We start from the raw sequence: 5,806 nt of genomic DNA, 5'->3' as shown, positions 1-5,806 counted from the left end.
GCAGTCAGCAGTCAGCAGTCAGCAGTCAGCAGTCAGCAGTCAGCAGTCAGGTGAATATGTATTGCCGGGATTTAGTTTAAATTTACCTTGTTACTGAGAGGGGAGAAGGGAAAACTTTTTCTTCTGACAACTGCCAAGTGCCAACTGACAACTGTCCACTGACAACTGTCAACTGTCAACTGTCAACTGTCAACTGTCAACTGTCAACTGTCAACTGTCAACTGACACAGCTTGACAAATCGCCCATCCCCAATTCCCAATACTCCCAAGTAGAATTCTCTTCCCAACCCTAGGGGGGATATCTCCACAAGCGTTTCGAGCGAGAATTTGTCAAGATTAAAAATATAAGTAGAGGACAACCCGATGAACTTTTCTATATCTTCTGTTTACAACTGGTACCGCGACACGCTCCGCAACCCCAAGTACCGCTGGTGGATTATTCTGGGAACCCTGGCATATCTGGTAAGCCCGATCGACATTGCCCCAGACTTTCTCCCCGTCGTCGGACAAATTGACGATGTGGCAATTGCTGTTCTGCTAATTTCCGAAGTATCCCAAATGGCGATCGACTACTTTAAATCCCGCCAAACAGAGACAGCTTCAGCATCCGAAGCCACCGGTGCCCCTTATTCTGAAGCCAAAGGCAGCACCGTTGACGTAGATGCAGTTTCTGTAAAATAATTGCCAAAAATAATCGAACGCTACAACCCCGACTTCTTAAAGAAATCGGGGTTTTTGTTTTTTAAATGGCAACTGCTCCGATCGTGCTCTAAAGCTGGTAATTTTAACTATGGTCAATCTGTGTTAACAACAAATTTTTATAGATGAAGTTTAGCGAAATAGTACAAAAACTTAATTTAGCCACCAGTAGCAGCCTCACAGCGTCGGTTGCTACCGATCCAGAAATTACTGGCCCTGCCCCAGTTGATGAAGCTCGATCGGGCACAATCAGTTATATAGAAGGTGCTAAATTTGCCGTTCATACAGCCACTACAAATGCTTCGGCTTTAATTTTACCGTTAGATGAAAGCCTCCAAGCTCAATGCGACGATCGCAACATTGCTTGGATTGCCGCACCAGATCCGCGATTGCTGTTTGCTGAAACGATCGCCCTTTTCTATCAACCGTTTCGCCCAGCATCCGAAATTCATCCCTCAGCCGTCGTTCACCCCTCAGCAGAAATTGGTGAAAATGTCTGTATCAGTGCCCACACCGTTATTCAAGCAAAAGTCAAAATTGGCAGCAACGTTTGCATTCACCCAAATGTCGTCATTTACCCAGATGTAGAAATAGGCGAAAACACTGTTTTACACGCTAATTGCGTCATTCACGAACGTACTCGCATCGGGGCAAATTGCGTGATTCACAGCGGTGCGGCGATCGGGAGCGAAGGTTTTGGGTTCGTGCCGACAGCCACAGGGTGGGTGAAAATGGAGCAGTCTGGGTGCACTGTATTAGAAGAGAGCGTTGAGGTTGGCTGCAACAGCACGATCGACAGACCCGCTGTCGGAGAAACCCGCATCGGCCAGAATACAAAAATCGACAATTTAGTACACGTAGGTCACGGCTGTCAAGTCGGGAAAAATTGCGCGTTTGCCGCTCACGTTGGCATGGCTGGCGGGGTAAAAATTGGCAACAATGTAATTTTGGCAGGTCAAGTGGGAATTGCTAATCAAGCCAAAATCGGAGATGGGGCGATCGCCACTGCTAAAGCCGGAATTCACAGCGACGTGCCCGCAGGTGCGATCGTGACGGGCATTCCGGCAATTCCCCACAAACTATTTCTCAAAGCCACAGCAGTCTACAACCGCTTGCCCGAAATGTACCAGTCTCTGAGGCAAATTCAGCGCAAGCTCGATCGGTAGTCATTAGTCATTAGTCAGTAGTCATTAGTTAACAGTTAACAGTTAGACTTGTAGGTTGGGTTGAACGAAGTGAACCCTACGCTTCGCTCCGCCCAACGTCCACTAAAATTAGGTGTTGGGTTTCATTCTTCAACCCAACCTACATATATTATAAGCGATAGCCCGGACATAATATGATATGTGGAATAGTATAACTAACCTGCGACTGCTGTCGCCGTCAATACCAGTAATTGTCAAAATAATCTTGTTTTTCTCGACTTGGATTGTTGTGTGGCTTCCCGCAGCGATCGTGCTGGCGATCGCCCTCAAATGGCATCCACCCCAACCCCTGGGAAACAAAAAACTACCTTTACTAGCTTCCCTCTACGTAATTGTCCCCTTTATTTTATGGGCGACAAGTTGGATCGAAAACACATCTTTTACTAACTGGGGTTGGGATTGGCAACCAGCAGTTTTGATGTCATTACTGCGGGGATTAGGATTAGGAATAATCAGCTTAGTAATTTTATTCGGTCTGCAATTAACCGCCGGCTGGATCGAGCTACAAAAAAGCGAAGTTTCCACCGAAACAGGCGAAAAAATAATTAATTTTTGGGCTTTAATTCTTAATCCTGCTAGTCTGCTGACTCTGTTATTAGGACTGTGGATTAGCGCCACAGAAGAGTTAATCTTTCGCGGCTGCTTGCAAACAATCCTCCAGCAAGATTACTCAATGCTAATCGCAGCGGCGATCGCCAGTTTCATTTTTGCGATCGCCCACCTAATTTGGGCCGCCAAAGAAACTCTACCGCAACTGCCCGGATTGTGGCTGATGGGGATGGTTTTAACATTAGCCCGCATCGCCGACAATGACAGTTTGGGATTGGCGATCGGCATTCACGCAGCTTGGATTTGGGGTATAAGTACCTTAGATACAGAAGGCGCAATTAATCCGACAGGCCGCGCGCCGGAATGGATTACAGGAATAGGAGAAAAACCTTTAGCTGGTGCAGCCGGCCTTTTGTTATTGGTAGCAACAGCAGCCGTGCTTTTGGGTTCTTCCGTACTTAGTGTGCCAAACTATTAGTTTAAGTAGTTAAAACCCAATCTAGGTATGAATCGCAGTAAAAAATTGCTCCAAATTAACTAAAGTAAGACCGGAAATCTTTGCTGTGTAAAAATTTAGGCCATTAATTTCAGATAAATGAGCAGCGGTAAGTACGGAAGACCCAGATTTACTCCTCGAAGTCCACCTGCTTCACCCGATCTAAAGGTATATCTAGCGCTTCTGCAATTTGCTCGTCGCTCAAGCCAAACTGCCGTAATTTATCAATTGTTTCAATGTTAGTTTGATTTTTGCTTTCTTCCTGCAAGTCGGGAGTTTTAGGCTGACTTTCATCTGGGGTGGGAGTCGAAGATTCAGGGCAACTGTTGATGTAACCGATACCTATAATGTTTTGTTTGCTTTTATTACCAATTTTATTGCCACTAATATTCAAATTTATATGCCGTTCTAGGACGGATTCAAGATTACTTTTCCTTACTGGTTCGCCAAACACTTCAGATAACATTTGCAAAAGCTCATGACTAGCCTTTTTAACGTGTTGGGAGCTATAACCATAAGTTTCTGCAACATCAGTATATTTTTTACGATTCAGTATTCCCGCGATTATTTTACGCTGCAAGTTATTGAGATGTTTGCCTGTCTTGGCGCAGACAGCATCATCGACAAATTGCAATATCTGAGGACTGTCCATAGGTGGGATGGTGGGATCATTTTAGTTACTATACCAAACTTTCCCCCACTTTTTCCAACTTTTTGCGCCTCGCATCGGATTTTTAGGAAGTTCCCACTTTTCCCCACTTTTTTTCGTTGACATTTTTTGTGCGATCGGTCTAGTATGGAAAAAAATTAGGAGGTGATTTATGGGAAGAGATCGAGTTTGGCCAAGAACTTGGAATACTTACTCTGAATTGCCTGGGTATCAAGTTAAGTTTAACGTTGATACATCATCAGGTCTTGTAATAGGTTTCCTTGTATCACCTGCCAGTGAGTCGCGTCCAGATGACAATCATGTTCATTATTGGTATGATAACCAATCAGAGCAATCTGGCTACCAAATGAAGAGTGGAGGTAGGCATTTTGCTTCGAGTTTTTCTGATTATGTTATCCAGGATATAGGGCAAAAACTGCCTGATCTCTTGATGAAATAGATGGCAGGAGATATATACTGTTTAGATATAGTATGTGGGGGTAAAACCCCTGACAAGTAGTTGGTTTAGGCGTTGACTTTTTCAGAACGGTGAAAGGCATTTATTCAGATGTCTACAAAGGGAAGATAGCAGGGCGTATAACTGTTTACATCTGAGTTTTACTTAACAGCATTACCAATAAATATTAAATACTGAAATCTCATGGCTGATCCACTTGCCTTAGCGAAAATCAAACCTTATGCCGACCTGCGTGGTGCCGACCTAAGTGGTGCCAACCTGAGTGCTACCAACCTGGAAGGTGTCAAGCTGGAAAATGCCAACCTGAGCGGTGCCAACCTGAGTGGCTCCAACCTAAAAAATGCCGACCTGGAAAATGCCAACCTGGAAAATGCCAACCTGGGTAGTGCCAACCTGTATCATGCCAAGCTCAAAAATGCCAACCTAAAAAATGCCGACCTGGACAGTGCCAACCTAAAAAATGCCAACCTGTACGGTGTCAGCCTGGAAGATGCTAATCTGAGTGGTGCGAACCTGAGTGAGGCCACCCTGCATTTTGCTGACATGATTGATGCGAACCTGAGTGGTGCCAACCTGTGCGGTGCCAACCTGTACGGTGCCAACCTGCGTTGTACCGACCTGCGTGGTGCCGACCTGCGTGATGCTAAGCTGCAAGGTACCGACCTGGGTTTTGCCGACCTGCGTGGTGCTAATCTGAAAGATGTCAACCTGGAATATGCCAACCTGGAAGATGCCAAAAGGTAGGGTTTGGGCATGGGTTTCGCGATCGCATGATTCGGGACTACTTCCTGTTTACGTCTGCCTTGGCGATTGCTATAAATTAATGGTGTAGTTGTAAGTGCTTCAAGCTCTTGAATGTGTGACTAATGTTCAAAGCTCGCCCTAACCAGAAAACCCAAGTGCGATCGCCCGCAACTACCAAATCGTTTCAACGTAAGGAATATCATACCGCCGCTCGATCGCCTGGATGATGCAACTATCAGTCAAACAACCGGACTCACTATTGAGGATGTGCGGAATTTGCGATCGGCTCGAAATTAGAGCCAAGTTATCCACCTGCTTTCAGCCACCCAAAAACCTGCTCCACTGTCAAATCTAATGTTAAAAAACTTGGCACGGGCAAGCGATCTTGTCCCGTTAACTCAACTGGTTCTCGTCCGGGAATAAATGCTAAAATAAACCGTTCCTCTGGATCGATTAACCATCCGAGCTGAGTCCCGTATTTCAAACAGTGTAAAATATTACTAATCACCTTAGTTGCTTTCAGGTCTGGGGATAAAATTTCTAATGTCCAGTCGGGATAAATTTCAAAGGAATTCGGAACTTCGCCATCCGCTTCAAAAGTGATTCTATCCCAAGTAAATACTGTAGCATCAGGTACAATAGAACGCCCGCCAAAAGTACAGCGCAATTCGGGAAAAGCAAGAGCAATTCGTTCTGTTTCCCCAACTAGATTAACAGCGTTGCAAAACTTGAGTTGCAAACGAGAATGTTTGCCTTGAGGCATAATCTTTTGGTGAATGCGTCCGTTAATAAATTCACTTGCAGGTTGAGTTTCCGGTAGTTTGAGGAAAGCTTCGAGAGTGAGAGAAATGGGAAGTGCTGCTGTCATCGCTTTGAATTCGGTGTCATTGCCACTCTGCCATAATTTTATCATATAGCCCTCGCGGGAGTTTGGAAACCCAGTCGCTTTAGCGCTGGGAGGAAAAACGACACGGGATACTTTAGTA

At 45.2% G+C, this 5,806-nt stretch carries 7 protein-coding genes; 5 read left to right on the top strand and 2 right to left on the bottom strand.

Annotated elements, in window-relative coordinates; all coding sequences use genetic code 11:
- The first annotated feature begins 363 nt into the window (after nt 1-363).
- The 3 genes from QUA56_RS30840 (at nt 364) to QUA56_RS30830 (ending at nt 2,931) form a co-directional block, all read left to right on the top strand.
- Nucleotides 364-681, top strand: coding sequence for a YkvA family protein (locus tag QUA56_RS30840; RefSeq protein ID WP_333033796.1), 318 nt, complete (start codon nt 364-366; stop codon nt 679-681).
- Nucleotides 682-824: 143 nt separating this feature from the next.
- Complete coding sequence (gene lpxD, locus QUA56_RS30835; protein WP_333366015.1) at nt 825-1,865, top strand: UDP-3-O-(3-hydroxymyristoyl)glucosamine N-acyltransferase; 1,041 nt, start codon at nt 825-827, stop codon at nt 1,863-1,865.
- Between the two features lie 178 nt (nt 1,866-2,043).
- Entirely contained in the window at nt 2,044-2,931 is an 888-nt protein-coding gene (locus tag QUA56_RS30830; protein WP_333366012.1) for a CPBP family glutamic-type intramembrane protease, read from the top strand.
- A 148-nt stretch (nt 2,932-3,079) separates the two neighbouring features.
- Here QUA56_RS30830 and QUA56_RS30825 read toward each other — a convergent pair whose 3' ends face one another.
- Complete coding sequence (locus tag QUA56_RS30825) at nt 3,080-3,601, bottom strand: hypothetical protein (protein ID WP_333366008.1); 522 nt, start codon at nt 3,599-3,601, stop codon at nt 3,080-3,082.
- Between the two features lie 169 nt (nt 3,602-3,770).
- On the opposite strand from QUA56_RS30825, the gene QUA56_RS30820 reads away from it, so the two are divergent.
- Complete coding sequence (locus QUA56_RS30820) at nt 3,771-4,058, top strand: hypothetical protein (RefSeq protein WP_333366005.1); 288 nt, start codon at nt 3,771-3,773, stop codon at nt 4,056-4,058.
- Nucleotides 4,059-4,259: 201 nt separating this feature from the next.
- Nucleotides 4,260-4,820: a pentapeptide repeat-containing protein gene (locus QUA56_RS30815; protein WP_333366002.1), complete on the top strand. Its 561-nt coding sequence runs from the start codon at nt 4,260-4,262 to the stop codon at nt 4,818-4,820.
- A 304-nt stretch (nt 4,821-5,124) separates the two neighbouring features.
- On the opposite strand, the gene QUA56_RS30810 is transcribed toward QUA56_RS30815, so the two are convergent.
- Nucleotides 5,125-5,688, bottom strand: a complete 564-nt coding sequence (locus tag QUA56_RS30810) for a Uma2 family endonuclease (RefSeq protein WP_333366088.1) — start codon at nt 5,686-5,688, stop codon at nt 5,125-5,127.
- Nucleotides 5,689-5,806: the final 118 nt, after the last annotated feature.

The organism is Microcoleus sp. N3A4 (genome assembly GCF_036701805.1).
Lineage (GTDB): Bacteria > Cyanobacteriota > Cyanobacteriia > Cyanobacteriales > Microcoleaceae > Microcoleus.
This window is presented reverse-complemented; position numbering and strand designations above follow the sequence as displayed.